17 protein-coding genes are annotated in these 17,107 nt (G+C 55.8%); 13 read left to right on the forward strand and 4 right to left on the reverse strand.

What is annotated here, in order from left to right; genetic code table 11:
* The first annotated feature begins 42 nt into the window (after positions 1 to 42).
* Together MJ257_RS20205 and MJ257_RS20210 are read left to right on the forward strand one after the other, a co-directional pair.
* A complete protein-coding gene (locus MJ257_RS20205) occupies positions 43 to 1,134 on the forward strand; it encodes a DUF294 nucleotidyltransferase-like domain-containing protein (RefSeq protein WP_240270948.1) in 1,092 nt (363 codons plus the stop codon).
* A complete protein-coding gene (locus MJ257_RS20210; protein WP_240270949.1) occupies positions 1,131 to 1,868 on the forward strand; it encodes an exonuclease domain-containing protein in 738 nt (245 codons plus the stop codon). The genes MJ257_RS20205 and MJ257_RS20210 overlap by 4 nt, the downstream gene beginning before the upstream one ends.
* A gap of 22 nt (positions 1,869 to 1,890) precedes the next feature.
* On the opposite strand, the gene MJ257_RS20215 is transcribed toward MJ257_RS20210, so the two are convergent.
* Positions 1,891 to 2,361, reverse strand: coding sequence for a M67 family metallopeptidase (locus MJ257_RS20215; RefSeq protein WP_240270950.1), 471 nt, complete (start codon positions 2,359 to 2,361; stop codon positions 1,891 to 1,893).
* A gap of 141 nt (positions 2,362 to 2,502) precedes the next feature.
* On the opposite strand from MJ257_RS20215, the gene MJ257_RS20220 reads away from it, so the two are divergent.
* Positions 2,503 to 3,081: a TlpA family protein disulfide reductase gene (locus MJ257_RS20220; protein ID WP_240270951.1), complete on the forward strand. Its 579-nt coding sequence runs from the start codon at positions 2,503 to 2,505 to the stop codon at positions 3,079 to 3,081.
* Positions 3,082 to 3,149: 68 nt separating this feature from the next.
* On the opposite strand, the gene cimA is transcribed toward MJ257_RS20220, so the two are convergent.
* Entirely contained in the window at positions 3,150 to 4,769 is a 1,620-nt protein-coding gene (cimA, locus tag MJ257_RS20225; RefSeq protein WP_240270952.1) for a citramalate synthase, read from the reverse strand.
* A gap of 176 nt (positions 4,770 to 4,945) precedes the next feature.
* On the opposite strand from cimA, the gene MJ257_RS20230 reads away from it, so the two are divergent.
* The 3 genes from MJ257_RS20230 to MJ257_RS20240 all read left to right on the forward strand — a co-directional run bounded on the left by MJ257_RS20230 (position 4,946) and on the right by MJ257_RS20240 (position 7,541).
* A complete protein-coding gene (locus MJ257_RS20230) occupies positions 4,946 to 6,286 on the forward strand; it encodes a DNA polymerase IV (protein ID WP_275693917.1) in 1,341 nt (446 codons plus the stop codon).
* Between the two features lie 122 nt (positions 6,287 to 6,408).
* Entirely contained in the window at positions 6,409 to 6,651 is a 243-nt protein-coding gene (locus MJ257_RS20235) for a ferredoxin (protein WP_178021827.1), read from the forward strand.
* A gap of 149 nt (positions 6,652 to 6,800) precedes the next feature.
* The gene (locus MJ257_RS20240; protein WP_240270954.1) at positions 6,801 to 7,541 is read left to right on the forward strand and encodes a Bax inhibitor-1/YccA family protein; all 741 of its coding nucleotides are present in this window, start codon (positions 6,801 to 6,803) and stop codon (positions 7,539 to 7,541) included.
* 235 nt (positions 7,542 to 7,776) lie between these two features.
* On the opposite strand, the gene MJ257_RS20245 is transcribed toward MJ257_RS20240, so the two are convergent.
* Positions 7,777 to 8,679 carry a transposase gene (locus MJ257_RS20245; protein WP_240270955.1) on the reverse strand — a complete coding sequence of 301 codons (903 nt, stop codon included), beginning with the start codon at positions 8,677 to 8,679 and terminating at the stop codon, positions 7,777 to 7,779.
* Between the two features lie 320 nt (positions 8,680 to 8,999).
* On the opposite strand from MJ257_RS20245, the gene MJ257_RS24850 reads away from it, so the two are divergent.
* Positions 9,000 to 10,451, forward strand: a complete 1,452-nt coding sequence (locus MJ257_RS24850) for a L,D-transpeptidase family protein (protein WP_275693918.1) — start codon at positions 9,000 to 9,002, stop codon at positions 10,449 to 10,451.
* A gap of 1 nt (position 10,452) precedes the next feature.
* Here MJ257_RS24850 and MJ257_RS24855 read toward each other — a convergent pair whose 3' ends face one another.
* A complete protein-coding gene (locus tag MJ257_RS24855; protein ID WP_262362897.1) occupies positions 10,453 to 10,584 on the reverse strand; it encodes a hypothetical protein in 132 nt (43 codons plus the stop codon).
* A 204-nt stretch (positions 10,585 to 10,788) separates the two neighbouring features.
* Here MJ257_RS24855 and MJ257_RS20255 point away from each other — a divergent pair, with 204 nt between their 5' ends.
* The 6 genes from MJ257_RS20255 (at position 10,789) to MJ257_RS20280 (ending at position 17,084) form a co-directional block, all read left to right on the forward strand.
* Positions 10,789 to 11,883 carry a quinone-dependent dihydroorotate dehydrogenase gene (locus MJ257_RS20255; RefSeq protein ID WP_240270956.1) on the forward strand — a complete coding sequence of 365 codons (1,095 nt, stop codon included), beginning with the start codon at positions 10,789 to 10,791 and terminating at the stop codon, positions 11,881 to 11,883.
* A gap of 49 nt (positions 11,884 to 11,932) precedes the next feature.
* A complete protein-coding gene (gene yjbM, locus MJ257_RS20260; RefSeq protein WP_240270957.1) occupies positions 11,933 to 12,748 on the forward strand; it encodes a GTP diphosphokinase in 816 nt (271 codons plus the stop codon).
* Positions 12,738 to 13,220, forward strand: a complete 483-nt coding sequence (locus MJ257_RS20265; protein ID WP_240270958.1) for a DUF309 domain-containing protein — start codon at positions 12,738 to 12,740, stop codon at positions 13,218 to 13,220. The genes yjbM and MJ257_RS20265 overlap by 11 nt, the downstream gene beginning before the upstream one ends.
* 99 nt (positions 13,221 to 13,319) lie before the next feature.
* Positions 13,320 to 14,858, forward strand: coding sequence for an RsmB/NOP family class I SAM-dependent RNA methyltransferase (locus MJ257_RS20270; protein WP_240270959.1), 1,539 nt, complete (start codon positions 13,320 to 13,322; stop codon positions 14,856 to 14,858).
* A 1-nt stretch (position 14,859) separates the two neighbouring features.
* Complete coding sequence (locus MJ257_RS20275; RefSeq protein ID WP_240270960.1) at positions 14,860 to 15,624, forward strand: pseudouridine synthase; 765 nt, start codon at positions 14,860 to 14,862, stop codon at positions 15,622 to 15,624.
* Between the two features lie 647 nt (positions 15,625 to 16,271).
* A complete protein-coding gene (locus MJ257_RS20280; RefSeq protein ID WP_240270961.1) occupies positions 16,272 to 17,084 on the forward strand; it encodes a Cof-type HAD-IIB family hydrolase in 813 nt (270 codons plus the stop codon).
* The last annotated feature ends 23 nt before the right edge of the window (positions 17,085 to 17,107 follow it).

A 17,107-nucleotide genomic window follows, 5' to 3' on the forward strand; every position in this document is an offset into this window, starting at 1 on the left:
TCCTGGCATAATACGTCGGGAGAGGAAAGGAAGTTGGGGGCCATGAGTCATGACACGGCCATGAATAACGCAAGTTTGAACGCGATCCGGTCTGCCGCGACTCCCGCTTTGCTGAAGGCGGCCAGAATCGATGAGCAGAATCGCTTGTACGGCAAGCTGACATCGATGCCGATTCAAGCCTGGAACCGGGAGGTCTCGGACCTGCATGATGCCGTCATGACCCAAGCTTGCCGATGTTGCGAAGAGGAAATGATCCGGGAGGGCTTTGGCCCTCCTCCTTCGCATTATGCTTTTATTGCTTTTGGGAGCGCCGGCCGGGCAGAACCGACGTTATGGAGCGACCAGGACAATGGCTTAATTTACGGGGAAGGCGATGTAGAGGAGCTGGAGGCTTATTTTGAACCATTTGGCCGCAAGCTTTCAGAGATCCTCGAACAGGTCGGATACCCCCCGTGTCCCGGCAGCGTTATGCTGTCCAATCCATTATGGCGCGGTAACCTTGCTTCGTGGGAGAGGCAACTGTTGGAATGGAGGGACGTCCTTGCCTGGGAACAGGTCAGGTATTTGATGATAGCCGCCGATTTGCGCCATATCTGCGGGGATGCGGCGCTGACGGGCGCTTTGCGCCAAACCATGAAAATGATTATGGAGGCGGATCAAGGAAGCGATCGCGATGTGGTGACGGCCATCCTGCGCAATACGGTCCGACATAAAGCGGCGCTGAATATTTTGGGGCAAGTCATCACGGAGCAAAGCGGCGAACATGCCGGGGACTTTGACGTCAAATACGGGCTCTACATCCCGATCGTCAATGCCGTGCGTTATTTGGCTTTGCAATACGGGGTCGAGGCTTCGGCCACTTGGGAGAGAATTTCCCAACTGGTTCAGTTGGAGGCCGTTCCGACCCGGTGGCTGGAATCCTGCAGTCGGGCATTCGACACGGCGGTGAAGCTTAGATCCCTCGTCTCGCCGGAAACGGAAGACGGCCTGCTCACGGGCACCCACTACTTGCCTCAAGAGATGTTAAAACAGAAAGAGCTCCGGCGCGAACTGCGGGAATCGCTCAGCACGGTGAAGGTGATGTACCGCACCCTCCAAAGGCAGCACCGGTATGCGGAAAGGAAATGGTTATGAAAGAACCGATGAAGGGAAATGGTGGTTTTTGGGATGCTTTCAAAGGCGGCGGAGTGTCGCCAAGGATCGCCTCGATGCTTGGTGCGCCCAGCGCGCAGCAAATCGCATTCGTTCGTTCTTTGACCAAAGGACAGCGTCGTCCGGAGACGCTTCACGTTCCGCTGAGTGAATTGAAAACGGCGGTCTTCGATCTGGAGACGACAGGATTTCATTACCATTACGGTGATGAAATCTTGTCCTTTGGGGCCGTTAAGGTAGAGGGGGAACAGATCAGCGACGAGGTGTATTATTCGCTCGCTAAACCGGCCTGTCAAATCCCTGAACGGATTATCGAATTAACCGGGATTACGCCGGAGATGGCTCAGTCCGCTCCCACCTTGCTGGAGGCGCTGCGCGAATTTATGGCGTTCGTCGATGACCGGGTGCTGGTTGCGCACGGCAGCGCACACGATAAAGCCTTTTTGGACGTGGCGTTATGGAAAACAACCAAAGCCCATCTCGGGCACCGGGTGCTCGATACGATGATGATCGCCCGCAAACTGGAGCCGGAGCGCCGTATTTCGGGCGGATTGGACGATTGGCTGGCGGTGTACGGTATTCCGGTTACCCAGCGTCATCACGCTTTGGAAGATTCCAAGATGACCGCTCACCTGTGGACGGCATTAATCGAGCGGTTGAAAGAACATAACGTGATCACTTTGGGTGACTTGTACACCTATTTGAGTAAGACGTAAGTACCTCTGCAGCGCCATGGACTTATTTACCTTCATGTCCAACTTCAAGCTTGACGGGAAAGAGTGCGTAATCCCCGTCATGTGAATCGATGCCATACGCATGAATCCTGAAGCCGTCCGGTTCGCCGGGCGGCTTGTTGTATTCCTGGGCCAGCCGACCACCGATCATGTACAGGTGAATTCGGGCGGCAAAGTTCGGCAACTGGAGCAAATCCTCTCGCGACGGCAGCGGTAGCGAGCTGGGATGGGTGTGATAAAGGCCGATCAACCGGGGATCGAAGCAGCTTCGGACCCAGACTGATGGGTCGAGTTCAAAGGCATGATGCGGGGCTTTGGAATGATTGGCAACAGGAAGATAACGTTCGATTCGTCCTCCCATGCGTCCGTCAAACGTTCCGAACAGCAGGCCGCAAGCTTCCATCGGGTACCGCTGTCGTCCATCCCGCAGCATTTCATCTTGAACTCCCAATGGTAAGATCCAGAACTGATTCATAATGCAGGCTCCCGTCAATGAATTAAGGTGCAAGGTTCACCTATTTCTCAATTTATTGTAACAAATCGTTAAAAAAGGGTACAATATTTACGGTAACCGTAATTTATAACCACATGAAGGCATAAAAAGGACGGGCACAGAATGAAACGTAATCGATGGGTACTAGCTGCATTGTTGATGCTGCTGGCGATCGCTTTACTGGACCGGGGCGGGCAGGAAGGATGGTTTGCGAGCTTCGGCGGCGGCTCCAAGGCGAGCCAGGACGAACCTTCCATCAGCGCCATGGCGGCAGAGGGAGCGCCGAAGCCTGGAACGGCCGCGCCTGCTTTTTCGTTGCCGGCGCTGGACGGGAAAACGTACGAGGTTGGCGGCAAGCGGGATAAGGTGCTGCTGTTGAATTTTTGGGCTTCCTGGTGCGATCCATGCAAGGAGGAAGCACCCGAACTGAAAGCGTTAGCTGAGAAATACAAAGATACGCTGGATATTTATGCCGTCAATGTCACGTTATACGACAAGCTCGATGAGGCTAAGGCTTTCGTCAAAGAGTATGGCTACACGTTCCCCGTCCTGTTGGACGAAAAGGAAGAGGTTTACCGGATGTTTAACGGCATTGCTTTTCCGACGAACGTATTGATCGACGAGCAGGGAGTCATTCGGGACGTCATCGTTGGGGTCATCCCGCCGGAGGAACTGGAAGCCAAAATCAAAAACTTGATTTAACGCAAAGAAGGCCTGAATCACCACGCCGATACGTGGGTTCGGGCCTTCTTTTTTACGGCTATTTTGGTTTAGTGGTTGACCAATCCCCAACCGGCGGAGGGGATCTCTTCGTAGCCTTCACGTTTTGTCTGCCCCAGCAGCGCGTAACTGATACTATCGACGAGCGCTTCCCAGCTCGCTTCGATGACGTTGCTCGAGACGCCGACGGTGTTCCAGGAGTTGTGGAAATCCCGGGACTCGATCAGAACACGCACTTTCGAAGCGGTGGCGTCCTTGTCGTCGAGTACGCGTACCTTGTAATCGGACAGGTGCATGTCTTTCAAGCCCGGGTAATAGGTGATCAGCGCTTTGCGGAGCGCATTGTCGAGCGCGTTGACCGGGCCGTTGCCTTCCGCCGCGGTGTAAATGCTTGCCCCGTCGATTCTCAGCTTGACGAAGGCTTCGGAAACGACCGGCCGGTCGGCGGCCTTCTCCACCAGCATCTTAAACGATTCAAAGACGAACAGTTCCTTTAAATCGCCATTCGCTTGGCGAAGAAGGAGCTCAAGGGACGCATCCGCGCCTTCGAATTGATATCCTTGATGCTCCAGCTCTTTGATTTTGGCGATGACCTGTTTGGTGTTTTCGTTTTCCGGATCGAAATCGATCCCCATTTCCTGCGCTTTGGACAGAATGTTGCTTTGACCCGCCAACTCGGATACGAGCACGCGCTGGCGATTACCGACCAGCTCCGGAGCGATATGCTCATACGTCCGCGAATCGCGAAGGATGGCGGAGACGTGGATGCCGCCTTTGTGGGCGAATGCCGCGTTCCCGACGTATGGCTGGTTGACCGGCATATGCACGTTGGCGATCTCGCTGATGTAGCGGGCGGTGCTGGTCAACTGCTTCAACCGGTCGGGTTCGAGCACCTCGTAACCAAGCTTCAGTTGCAGATTCGGGATGATCGAGCATAGGTTGGCATTGCCGCAGCGCTCGCCGTATCCGTTCATCGTACCTTGGATTTGCGTAGCTCCGGCCCGGACGGCGCTAATCGAGTTGGCGACCGCCAGCTCGCAGTCGTTATGGGTATGGATGCCCAGCTTCGAGCCGGAAATCGCCCCGGACATCGCGCTGACGATGTCGTATACCTCATGCGGCATCGTGCCGCCGTTCGTGTCGCACATCACCAGCCAGTCGGCGCCGGCTTCTTCCGCTTTGCGCAAGACGGAGAGCGCGTAGTCGGGGTTGTTTTTGTACCCGTCAAAGAAATGCTCGGCGTCAAAAATGACCTCAAGCCCCTGCTGTTTCAAATAGGCTATCGAATCGAAAATCATGGCTAGATTCTCTTCCAGGGTGGTCTGCAAGGCGGTATGCACATGGAAATCCCACGATTTCCCCACCAGGGTTGCCGCCTGAACGCCGGCTTCCACCATCCGATTGAGGTTGGCATCATGTTCAGCAAGACTGTCTTTCCGACGCGTGCTGCCAAAAGCGGTGATCTTTGCCTGGAGATGCAGCTCCTTGACCCGCTTGAAAAATTCAATGTCTTTCCCGTTGCTGCCCGGAATTCCACCTTCAATGTAATGGACCCCAAGGTGATCCAGCTTTCTGGCGATCTTCAGCTTGTCGTCCGCCGACAGGCTGATGCCTTCGCCTTGAGTACCGTCGCGCAAGGTTGTGTCGAAGATGGATATTGGCTTTGACATGATCGAAGTATCCCCCTTTGGCAATGTATGAGGGTGGTTAGCTCTCACCGCATGTTTAGTTTTTAATTAATAATTATAACACCTACATTTTAAATGTAACACGCTTTTTTGCGAATCGGCATCGCCGATATTGACCGGCTTTCCGGGGACGGGTATGCTGAACTTAGGAGTAACGTATGATAAATGAGGGGAAGAAAGTGAGAGATACCGCTGATTTTTACCCTGCCCGGGGAAGAGTCGTTTTGCACGTCGACATGAACGCTTTTTATTGCTCGGTCCATGAAGCGGAAGAGCCCGGCAAGTATCGAAACCGGCCTACCGCGGTAGCCGGAAGCGTAGAGCTGCGCAAGGGCGTGATCGTCACTTGCTCGTATACCGCGCGAAAAATGGGGGTGTCCACCGGGATGACCGTCAGCCAGGGGCTGAAAAAATGTCCCGAGCTCATCGTCATCCAGCCGGACTTCCACTTATATCGCAAGTATTCCAGGGCATTCATGGACATAGCTTATGAATACACGCCGCTCCTTCAGGCCGTCTCCATTGACGAATGTTATCTGGATATTACCGGGTCCAAGCAATTCGGCACACCGCTTGACATTGCAAACGAAATCCAGCAGCGGATCCGCCACGAGTTGGGTCTTCCCTGCTCGATCGGCATCGCGCCGAACAAATTGCTTGCCAAGATGGCTTCGGATATGAAAAAACCGAACGGCATTACCGTCCTGCGCATACGTGACGTGCCGAAGCTGCTTTGGGACAAACCGTGCAGCGATCTGTTTGGCATCGGGCGAAAAACGGCCGACAAGCTGAAGACGATGCGCATTTATACGATCGGGCAGCTTGCGGCCGCCGACGAACGTAAGTTGATCGAGCGTTTTGGGGTGGCCGGCTCTTGGATGAAGCGGGCAGCGAACGGGATCGACGATTCGCCGGTCAGCGATGAGCGCGAAAAAAATAAATCGATCGGCCACACCACAACGCTGCCGCGCGATATCAGCCGGATGGAGGACGTGCAGCGGGTACTGCTGAACATTGCCGATCAGGTAGCACGGCGGCTGCGTCGGCAAAGTCTGATGGCGCAAACGATACAGATCACGATCCGTACCCCGGACATGAAGACGATCACCCGCTCCCAGAGCCTGGATACGGTAACCGAACAGGCGGAAGAAATTTACCGTGAAGCCTGCGAGTTGTACCGAAGACACTGGAGCGAAGACAAGCCGGTCCGGCTGCTCGGGATTACGTTGCAAAATTTGGTTCCCAAAGAGGAATCCGCGCTGCAGCTGGATTTGTTCGAGTACGAACGGCAGCCTAAAAAAGAGTCGCTAACGCGTACGATGGATATGCTAAGAGATAAGTTCGGCGAAGACGCCGTATTGACCGCCGGCATGCTAACCGACGACCCGTCGGCTTTGATCCGCAATCATCGGGTTCGAGGGACTTCGCTGCAAACGGACTTTCTTCGAGAGAACCGGGACGATTCGGATTTGGACGGACCTCGTACAGTCAAGGAATGATCACGTTTTGGAATTGGAATAATACGGAAAATGCATTGAAATTGCAAACTATTTATATTATATTGGTCATGGTGATATAAAACGCACCGGACTCGTACCGTTATTCAGGAGGCAGATAAGAGATGGCGAAATATACTTGGGTTGAGAAAGACACTTGCATCGCTTGTGGCGCTTGCGGCGCGACAGCACCGGATATCTACGATTATGACGATGAGGGTTTGGCCGAAGTGATTTATGGCGAAGACGGCAATCGCGGAAATACGGAGATTCCGGAAGATTTGTATGACGATCTCCAGGACGCTTGCGACGGCTGCCCGACGGACTCCATCAAAATTGCGGATGAGCCGTTCAATAAAGAAGGCTAAACCTTAGAATAACTGATTCAAAGAGCGCCCTTTGCCGATTTTGGCAGGGGCGTTCTTTTTTGTCCGGATACCGGACTACTCTAGTGCCTTGGGAATAGAATATGATATGATAATATGAAAATAAATTCATCAAAAAAGGTGGTTATTCCTTGATCGGTAGAAGCGGAAATCCTACTCTTCGCGATTCAACCTTTGAACGGCCGGAATCGTTCTCCGGCATGCAGCAAATGACGATTGAAGGCACGGTCAACAAAGCGTTTATTACGCTGGTTATCCTGTTGGGCAGTGCGTTCAGCACATGGATGCTTTACTTTGACGGTTATAGCGTAGGCGGCATGGCCGTTGCCGGCGCAGTCATCGGCATGATCCTGGCCTTGATCGTCAGCTTCGTACCTCGGACTTCGCCTTACTTGGTCCCTCTTTACGCGATTGCGGAAGGGATGTTCCTGGGGGCCATTTCGGCGACTTACGAAACCCTGTACAACGGCATTATCCTGCAGGCCGCATTGCTTACGATGGCCGTTTTCCTGGCGCTGCTCTTGGCGTATAAAACGCGCTTGATCAAAGCTACGGAGAATTTTAAGCTGGGTGTGTTTGCGGCAACCGCCGGAGTAGCGTTGGTGTATTTGGCCAGCTTTATCCTCGGTTTCTTCGGGATCAACATCCCGTATTTGCACAGCAATGACTGGATCGGCATCGGCATTTCGCTGGTGATCGTGATCATCGCGGCGCTGAATCTGGTGCTGGACTTTGACTTCATCGAGAACGGCGCTGAGCGGGGCGCTCCGAAATACATGGAATGGTACGGCGCTTTTGGCCTGATGGTCACGTTGGTCTGGCTGTATCTGGAGCTCGTTCGTCTATTGGCAAAATTAGCAAGCCGCGATTAATTTTATTCAGCAGTAAATTTGGGACAGGGATGGTAATTGGGCGGGTTGAGCCGGCGGCTCAGCGTGCGTCAATGCGATCTCTGTCCTTTCTTTTTGCATACTTTGCACGATTATCCCGTTGGGTCAGGGAGAGTGGTTGATGCACACTTTGCACGATTATCCCGTTGGGTCAGGAGGTGCAGTTGATGCGCACCTTGCACGATTATCCCGTTCGATCAGGTAGTAAGCCCGCTTATCAGGCGGCAGGTGAAAGAAGTAGATGAGATTGGCGTTGGATCAGCCGGCGATAGGGGATTCTCGGTGTCGCCATACAGATGCGAAGCAATTCGCGTCGCATCGTTGCTATCGCTCCGGGTAAGCGAAGACGTCGACGTACGGTGTATTCGTTCAGGTAAGCTTGGAGATGCTTTTGTCCCAAGGCGACATAAGTACTTACTAGTGATTCCCACGCTTCATGTACAACTTTTCGCAAGGGCCAGTACAGCCGGTAAGCCAGTGGAAACGACTCCACCGCCGATGTACAGGCATCTACCTCTCTACTGATAAATGCGGCGAGTTCGTGGCGATTCGCCCTTTTACCGTTTCCTGGCTTATGGGGGACCAGGCGGATTTTGACCTGTGCCACCTCGCCCGACTCCGTAACGGTGCAGCCAGCTACGACTGCCGAGGTATGCCGATCCAGGGATGGGCGCCGGGACGGGGGAGTCCCGTACTGATCGCAGTTTACCTTTACGTCTCCGCTCAACAGCTCGCTGGCATCGAACTCTCCAAGGGCATAGCGAATTTTGTGCAGCATTAACCAAGCGGTCTTGTAGGTAACCCGGATCACCTGACTCAGTCGCATTGCCGAGATGCCGTCAGGGTGCAGAAATAACTCCAACGCCTGGAACCACTTCAACAGAGGCAGATGCGTTCCTTCAAAAATCGTGCCGACCAATGGCGACGTTTGATGGCCGCAGCTTTCGCATTCGAACAAGGGAATACGCCGGGAGGTGAGACGACTGCATCGGGTATAAGCGCAACGAGGGCAAACAAAGCCATTCGGCCACTTCATGGCGATCAGCGCATCCATACAGTCCTGTTCAGAACTAAAACGGTTGTTGAAAGATTGATGAAATGTACCCGCATTGATCTCCATATCCGCTACCTCCCCAAAGCCAATTTTACGTACGTATGTTCCCTTTCTCCTAAATTATACCAAACATACGTTCTCTTTTCAATAGAAAAGTGAGCTTGAACCCGCTTATTTTTCCAATCTCCGCCAACCTGAGCGAAAGGGATAATCGTGAAAAGCGCCCCACAGAGACACCCTGACTCGAGACGAGACCGGTTTCACTCCTCGGGACCTCTTTGGTTAGGTATTAAGTCGCAAAATTGAGAAATTGGTGAATATTGGGTCAGTATCACGGTTCTCTCTGCCGATATAAGTAAATAATGGCGATCTCTCAACTCTCTCGGATGGAGGAACTGATGGGGAACTCGGCTTATCTTAAAAAATACGTGGAAAACCACCCGAACAATAAAATGGCCTGGTATCTGCTGGGCAAGGAATACGAAGCGAGCGGACAAGCGGGGAAAGCCCACTATTGCTATATTCAGGCAGGCAACGTGTACGAAGCGTTCGAAGCCAGCAAAATCCCGCTGCCGGAAGAGGTGTTGTCCGGCTATAAGGAAGGGCTGATGAAGGAAACGCACCGGCGAGAGAAGCGACGCCGGTTCGCGCGCAAGCTCAGCCTGGCGCTGCTGATCGCGCTGCTGGCGTGGATTCCCTCAGCCCATGCGCCGGGGGACCGGCAGGCGCATGGGCCCGTATCCGCCGGCGCCGATCTCGGCGAGGCGCCGGCGGACGTGCTGGAGCCCGCGGCGGACCCGGCGGGCGGAGGCGCGCCTCCGGCGGCGCCGGCCTTCCCGGGGCCGGCGTTCACCGCCATCGGCTTCGGCGGCGATCCCGCCGGGACGCAGGCGGAGGCCGTAGGCGGTTTGCTCGCGCTGCAGCGGCAAACCGGCTTTGTCCCGATCCATGCCGCGGCGCTTGGCATGGATCGGACCGGCGACTGGCTGGTCTGGTCGGACGACCTGCCTGTCGTGTTCGGCTTGGAGCAAAGTCCGGACGATGGCCGGACGACGCTCCAAGCCTATGATCCGGCGGCATGCGAGTGCGCGCCGCCGGATCCGGCCGAGCTTCAGCAGCAAGCGAGGAAGTGGATTCCGCAGCAGGAATCGCTGGGCGTGCTAGCTTCGGCGATGACCCAATACAAGCAGGCCAAAGGAGCTTGGCCTTCCAGCCTGCAAGACCTGACCGGACCGTACCCCGACAACTGGATCGCCGGGACCGATCCGACCATGGCGCAGGCGTTTGGCCCGCTCCTGGTGCAGTTGAAGAACAACGGTTCCGCCGCATCGGGAAATGGTCATGCGAAAGCGGCGCTCGCCGAGGGAATGGCTCCGGGGCAACGGCCGTTTTTTGCCGAGCCATATGAAACTATCGTCGATACGAAAGAGCATGTACTGGCGGTGGTCAGCGGGAATGTGTTGATTCGGAGTTACCCGGTTGGTTTGGGCGGCGATCGGACGCCGGAGGGCACGTTTGCCATTTCGGAGAAAGTGGTGAACCCGAACGGGAAGGATGACGGAGAGTTTGGCAGCCGGGGCATGCAGCTGTCGGATACGAATTACGCGATCCATGGAACGAACGAGCCGGACAGCATCGGGAAGGACGAATCGCTGGGCTGCATCCGGATGGGCAAGAAGGATGTGGAGGAGCTGTTCGATCTTGTTCCGAAAGGAACGAAGGTGAAGATCGGAAAGGGGATTTTGCCGAAGCTGAAAAACGTCCCGGCGGATCGTTTCGCCTTGGGCGACAGACAGGATCAGACCAATCCCCACCGCACATACCACTGGCTGGACTAGTTTAGGTCACGATCAAAAGGACGGCAGTCACGATGACGAGCGCGGCAACGATGGAAATCGACCAGATGAGCGCTTTCTTGTTGACTTCGTCCTTTTTTTGCTGGAGTGTAGGCGGTTTGCGTTTCGTTGACATGAGAACATTTCCCCTCTCTAACCTAGTCTTAAGCGATATTGGAGGTGCTTTCCCCTTTATTGTAACGGCTTTCATCGCAAAATTCCATCACCATGTTGTTTCTTTCACGTGCCGATTAGGTTAAACTTTTCTTTTCCAACGGAAACGGCTAAACTGATAATAGCAGAATCATGCAAAGCGTAAGATCGGAGTGAACAGAAAAACGTGTTGTATCGCGCATTGGGAAAGCCGGTGTTTTTCCGGATGGATCCGGAGAATGCCCATCATCTCGTTATCGATGGATTACATACTGCCGCTGCCGTCCCCGGAATGATTCCTCTCTTACGAGGGATGTACGGCGTGCCGGAATCGCCGGAGCTGGCGACGAACTTATTCGGAATTCATTTTCCTTCCCCGGTGGGATTGGCCGCCGGTCTAGATAAAAATGCCGATGCGGTGCCGGGTTTTTCCGCGATCGGATTCGGGTTCATGGAAGTTGGCACGGTAACGCCGCTGGGGCAACCCGGGAACGACCGACCCCGGTTGTTCCGCCTGCCTCCCGAGGAAGCGCTGATCAACCGGATGGGGTTCAATAACCGCGGAACGGAAGCGATGGCGAAGCGCCTGCAAGCGCTGAAGCGCCGTCCGATTCCGATCGCCGTCAACATCGGCAAAAACAAAACAACGCCAAACGAAGAAGCCTACCGCGATTATGAAAAATGCATTTCGGCTTTATACGAATATGCCGATTTTTTCGTCGTGAACATCAGTTCACCAAATACGCCGGACCTGCGTAAATTGCAGCATGGCAATGATCTGGCTTCGCTGCTGGCCGCCGTCACGGACCGGATGGCGGTCGAAGCGGAGCGGTACGGCAAATCGAAGGCGGTGCTGGTCAAAATCGCGCCGGACGTCAGCTTTGACGAGCTGGAATACATGGTCGAAACCATCCAAAACAGCGGCGTATCAGGTTTGATCGCCACGAATACGACGTTGTCCCGGGATGGGATAACGCACGTCAACGCCCGAGAAACCGGTGGCCTGAGCGGGAAGCCGCTTGGCGCGCGATCGACGGAGATCATTTCCCGCGTCTATCGGCAGACGGGCGGCCGCTTGCCGATCATCGGTTCGGGCGGGATTTTCACGGCGGACGATGCCTACGCCAAAATTCGGGCCGGCGCTAGCCTGGTTGAAATCTATACCGCGCTGATCTACGAGGGCCCGGAAATTAACCGCAAGCTGCACCGCGGGCTACGGGAGCTGCTGCGGCGGGACGGCTATCGCCATATTTCCGAGGCGGTTGGGGCGGACCACCGATAAGCGGGCCGGCTGAAGCCAAGCCGGGGGACAGAAGACAGGAGGCATAAGGATGGACAGTAGAGATTGGGGAACATTTTTGCTTCCATATGAACAAGCCGTTGAGGAGCTAAAAGTCAAATTCAAGACGATGCGCTCCGAACTGAAGAAACGCGAAGAGTACGCGCCGATCGAATTCGTCACCGGGCGGGTCAAGAAAATATCCAGCATCCTGGATAAGGCGAAACGGTACAACGTGGCTCTGGAGGATCTGGAGACCGGGATCGAGGATATCGCCGGCATCCGGATCATGTGTCAGTTCGTGGAGGATATCCGCCGAGTGGCGGAATACATCCGTATGCGCAAGGACCTGAAAGTCCTTTACGAAAAAGATTATATTACCAATTATAAAGAAAGCGGGTATCGCAGCTTTCATATGATCGTGGAATATCCGGTGCAAACCGCGCTGGGCCAAAAGCAAGTGTTGGCGGAAATCCAGATTCGCACGCTGGCGATGAATTTCTGGGCGACCATCGAGCATTCCTTGAACTACAAATATCGGGAAAGCCTGCCCGAGGAGATGCGGGGCCGGCTCAAAAAGGCCGCTGAAGCCGCATTCGTCCTCGACAATGAAATGTCCAGCATTCGTCAGGAGATATTGGTCGCGCAGAAGAGCTTTGAGGACGATTCCAACATTGTCTCCTCGGTGCTTGCTTCGATCCATCAGTTATATTTTTACCATCTGGTTTCTGAAGCGATTGAAGCCCAAGAGCGGTTCAACCGGCTGTGGGAAACGAAGGATTTCGAGGGATTGAAGCAACTGTTGGGCGAAGTGAAGGACCTCATCAAGCAACACAAAAAAGTGGAGGAGCCCGGGGATGAGCTATGAGCCGCTGTTTGTGGCGTACCTCGTGTATTTCAACCGGGACCGCGACTACTTCGAGTGCCACGAGGTGCTCGAGGAGCTGTGGCTGGAGCGGGGTCATGATCCGCTGTACAAAGGACTGCTGCAGATCGCCGTTGGCTTGTTCCATGCGCGTCGCGGCAACTTGTCCGGCGGGCGAAAAATGCTGCTCTCCGCTTTAGAGCGGCTCTCTCCGTATCCGGAACTGACGTTGGGCATCGACCTAGGAAAGCTCCGTCGGGAAACGGATGAATACGTTAGGGCGATGGCAGACGGGGAGAATCAGGCTTTTGCCTATTACGATTTGACGATCCATCTGCTGGATCCGGTACTGATTCGCGCGGTGGAGGCGGCTTCGGATAAGATCGCCCCGAACATTCCTCAGCGGCGAACTCCGCAGCGCGGGGCCAAGCATGAGGAACGGCAACAGAAGCTGGACCAAAGGAAAGCACGTTAACATGGCAGATTTCGACCCGTCCCCCAGTGCAGGGGAGACGGGCGTTTTGCGGTAGGAAACGATTCGGATAAATATATAGAATGGATGGGACGGGCTGGCATGGCGGTACAACCACCGAAGGAATTTTTGGAGCGCATGCGGGAGCTGCTGGGAGGAGAATATGATGCTTTTTACGCCTCCTATGGCAATCCCCGTTTTGCGGGAATCCGCGTCAACACGCTAAAAATCGATCCGGCTGAATTCCGGGAGGCGGCGCCGTTCGAATTGCGACCGATTCCCTGGTGCAAGACGGGGTATTATGTCGATGAGCAGACGAAGCCGGGCAAACATCCGTATTATCATGCCGGGCTGTATTACATCCAGGAGCCAAGCGCCATGGCGCCGGTGGAGCTGCTGGATGTCGCACCCGGGGAGCGGGTGCTTGATCTCTGCGCGGCCCCGGGCGGTAAGTCGACGCAAATCGCGGCCAAGCTGCGGGGCAGCGGCATGCTGGTAACCAACGATATTAACGCAGAGCGGACCAAAGCCTTGGCTAAAAATATCGAGCTCTACGGCGTGCGCAACGCGGTTGTGCTGGCCGAGTCGCCGGAGCGGATCGCGCGGGCGTTTCCGTATTCCTTTGATAAAATCCTGATCGATGCGCCTTGCTCGGGCGAAGGCATGTTCCGGAAAGACGAGGATATGGCCCGCTTATGGGAACCGGAGTGGGTGCGGAAATATGCCGGCATGCAGCGGGATATTTTGCAGTCAGCTGCGGCTTTGCTGGCGCCTGGCGGGAGAATCGTATACTCTACTTGTACGTTTGCGCCGGAAGAAAACGAGGCGACGATCGCGGATTTCCTGTTGGAGCATCCGGAGTTCCGGGTGGTTCCGCTGGGTCCCAAACCCTGCATTTCCCCCGGACGGCCGGAGTGGTTAACCTGGTTGGCCGAGCGGGGAGAAGGCCGGGTCTATCCGCCGGAAATCGCTGCACAAACCGCCGGCTGCGGCCGGCTCTGGCCGCATAAGGTGGAGGGCGAGGGGCATTTTCTTGCCGTGTTGGAGCGGCAAGGGGAAGGACAACCCCAGGAGGAAGACGCTGGATATGGTATCCTTGTCTCGGAAAGAGGCGGTCAAACCCAAAGCAAACGGGATTCTCGTCAAGGCCATCGGGGTCGCCCCGGTGCTGGGCGTGATGCCAAAGCAATGGACGAGCGGGAAGTGCTGGAAAGCTGGCGTGCCTTTGCCCGGGAGCACCTTAATGAGGCGGAGCTGCCGGGGGAACCGCTGCTGTTTGGCGGCAACGTCTACCTGTCCCCGTTGGGCAAGGAGCGCCTTGACGGCTTGAAGGTGGTCCGTCCGGGCTGGTATGTTGGCACCGTGAAGAACGGCCGGCTGACGCCCGGACAGCCTTTGGCAACGGCGCTGTCGCCAACGGAAGCGGTTCGGGTCCTGGATTTGGACGCTTCGGACGGCGAAGCGATCCGATACCTGAAGGGAGAAACGCTTCAGGTGGAAGCGGCCCGGATTCGTTGCCGGGAGGGGGTCGGTCTGAAAGGATACGTGCTGGTCACCGTCGACGGCCATTCGCTGGGCTGGGGCAAATGGCAGGATGGTTTGCTGAAGAATGAATATCCCGCGGGCTGGAGGTGGACGTAAGATGAGTACCGGCAAAAAAACGCAACGACTGGATAAAATTCTGGGCCATCTCGGCTACGGAACCCGATCGGAAATCAAAAAATACGTCAAACAGGGCCGGGTCGCGATCAACGGCGCGGTCGTCAAGGACAGCGGCATCCAGTGCGATCCCGTAGTGGATGTCGTGGAGCTGGACGGAGAGCGGATCTTTTACCGCGAGTTCGTTTATTTGATGCTGCATAAGCCGCCAGGCGTCATCTCGGCTACCGAGGATGCCCGCGAGAAAACCGTGCTCGATTTGCTCCCGACGGACTTTCAAGTGTTCTCGCCGTTCCCCGTCGGTCGGCTGGACAAGGACACGGAGGGCCTGCTGCTGCTGACCAATGACGGCCAGCTGGCCCACGACCTGTTGTCTCCGCGCAAGCATGTGCCCAAAACGTACGAGGCTATCGTCCTCGGCCATGTCGGCGACGAGGAAGCCGCCCGGTTCCGGGAGGGCGTCGAGCTCGACGACGGCTATGTCACCCTGCCCGCCGAGCTGAACGTGCTGGAGCACGGCGCCGAAGCGGACGGAACCCGCATCTCCCGCATCCAGCTGACCATCTCGGAGGGGAAATTCCATCAGGTTAAGCGGATGTTTGAAGCCGTCGGCTCGCGGGTTACTTACCTGAAGCGCCTGTCGATGGGGCCGCTCGTCCTCGACGAGTCCTTGCCGCTCGGCGCCTTCCGCGAGTTGACCGAGTCCGAGCTGAACGCCCTGCGGACGTACAAAAGCAAAAGTAACTAGCGTTCCGCTCTACCGTGAGCGATACCCGCAGGGAGAGCGCCGGGTTTGCTGGCCTGAAGCCAAGAAGCACGCAGCAGCTCCCAACAAACCAGCGGTTTGCACTACAAGTGAGCGATTCCCGCAGGGAGAGCGCCGGGTTTGCTGGTATGAAGCCAAGAAGCACGCAGCAGCTCCCAACAAACCAGCGGTTCGCGCTACAAGTGAGCGATTCCCGCAGGGAGAGCGCCGGGTTTGCTGGCATGAAGCCAAGAAGTCCGTTGCAGCTCCCAACAAACCAGCGGTTCGCGCTACAAGTGAGCGATTCCCGCAGGGAGAGCGCCTTAGCTGCACGAGGTAGAGCGTGCCCGTAGGGCGACAAGCGGCTCATCGCACGCTTGCCTGCCCGGGTGCGCCGACAGGAGTAGGGATGAGCAGCACGGTTTACCAGGGTACCCGGGAGCGTCTCAAGTAAGACGTACCCGAAGGGGGAAAAGCGTTCTGCGAGCCAAAGTTAGCGATCCCCGGAGGGGTGAGCGTGCAGGAGCGCCTCTTGCACTCCCACGTTCTTCTCTTTTGCGGGAGACCAGAGGGCAGCAGGCCCTCGGGCCCCCTCCCTTACGGTAAGGGAGGGATGGGGAGGGTTGAGAAAGAAAGGAGAGACACCACACATGAAATACAAACTGATCGCTTTGGATGTAGACGGCACGCTGCTCACGGACGACCACGTGCTAACCCCGGGAACGATCGAGACGATCCGGGCTATCGCGGAGCAAGGCACGGAATTCGTGTTGTGCACCGGCCGGGCCCCGCGGAGCTCGATTCCCTATATGCGCGAGCTCGGACTGGACGGTTACGTCATCAGCCATAACGGAGCGGCGACGGTGGACGTGCGGACCGAGGAAATCGTCCACGAGTTCGCGTTGAATCCGCACGGGCTGGAACCGTATATGGATTATTGCCGCAAGAACAACGTCCATTTTGACGTAAACACCACCTTTGCGCTGTATGTGGAAAACGCGGCGGGGCTCACCAAGGAAGCGTTGGACATGTACCACCAATTCCTGATGGAGCCGGAGGATATGCCGGGTTGGGCGGATTTTAGCCATCCGATCGTGAAATTCACCGCCGCCGGCGAGATGGACCAGTTGGACCGCGTATACGCAGACTGGAGCCAATGGACGCAGGAGTTTAATATGCTGCGCAGCGGCGATTTTTTCATCGACTTGATGCATAAAGAGGCCTCCAAGGGGGCAGCCCTGCAGAAGTTGGCCGAAAAGCGCGGTATCCCGGCTGAAAATGTCATGGCGATCGGCAATTATTATAACGACTTAACGATGCTCACCTATGCCGGGTTAGGCGTAGCCATGGACAATTCTCCGCTCGACGTGAAAGCAGCCGCCAATGCCGTAACAGCCTCGAATAACGAGGAAGGCGTGAGGCGGGCCTTGGAAAAGTACTGTTTGGAAGGGCAGCTGCGCTAAGTCAAAAAAGCCGAACCCGGAAA

Source organism: Paenibacillus timonensis (assembly GCF_022427145.1).
GTDB classification, from domain to species: Bacteria; Bacillota; Bacilli; order Paenibacillales; family Paenibacillaceae; genus Fontibacillus; species Fontibacillus timonensis.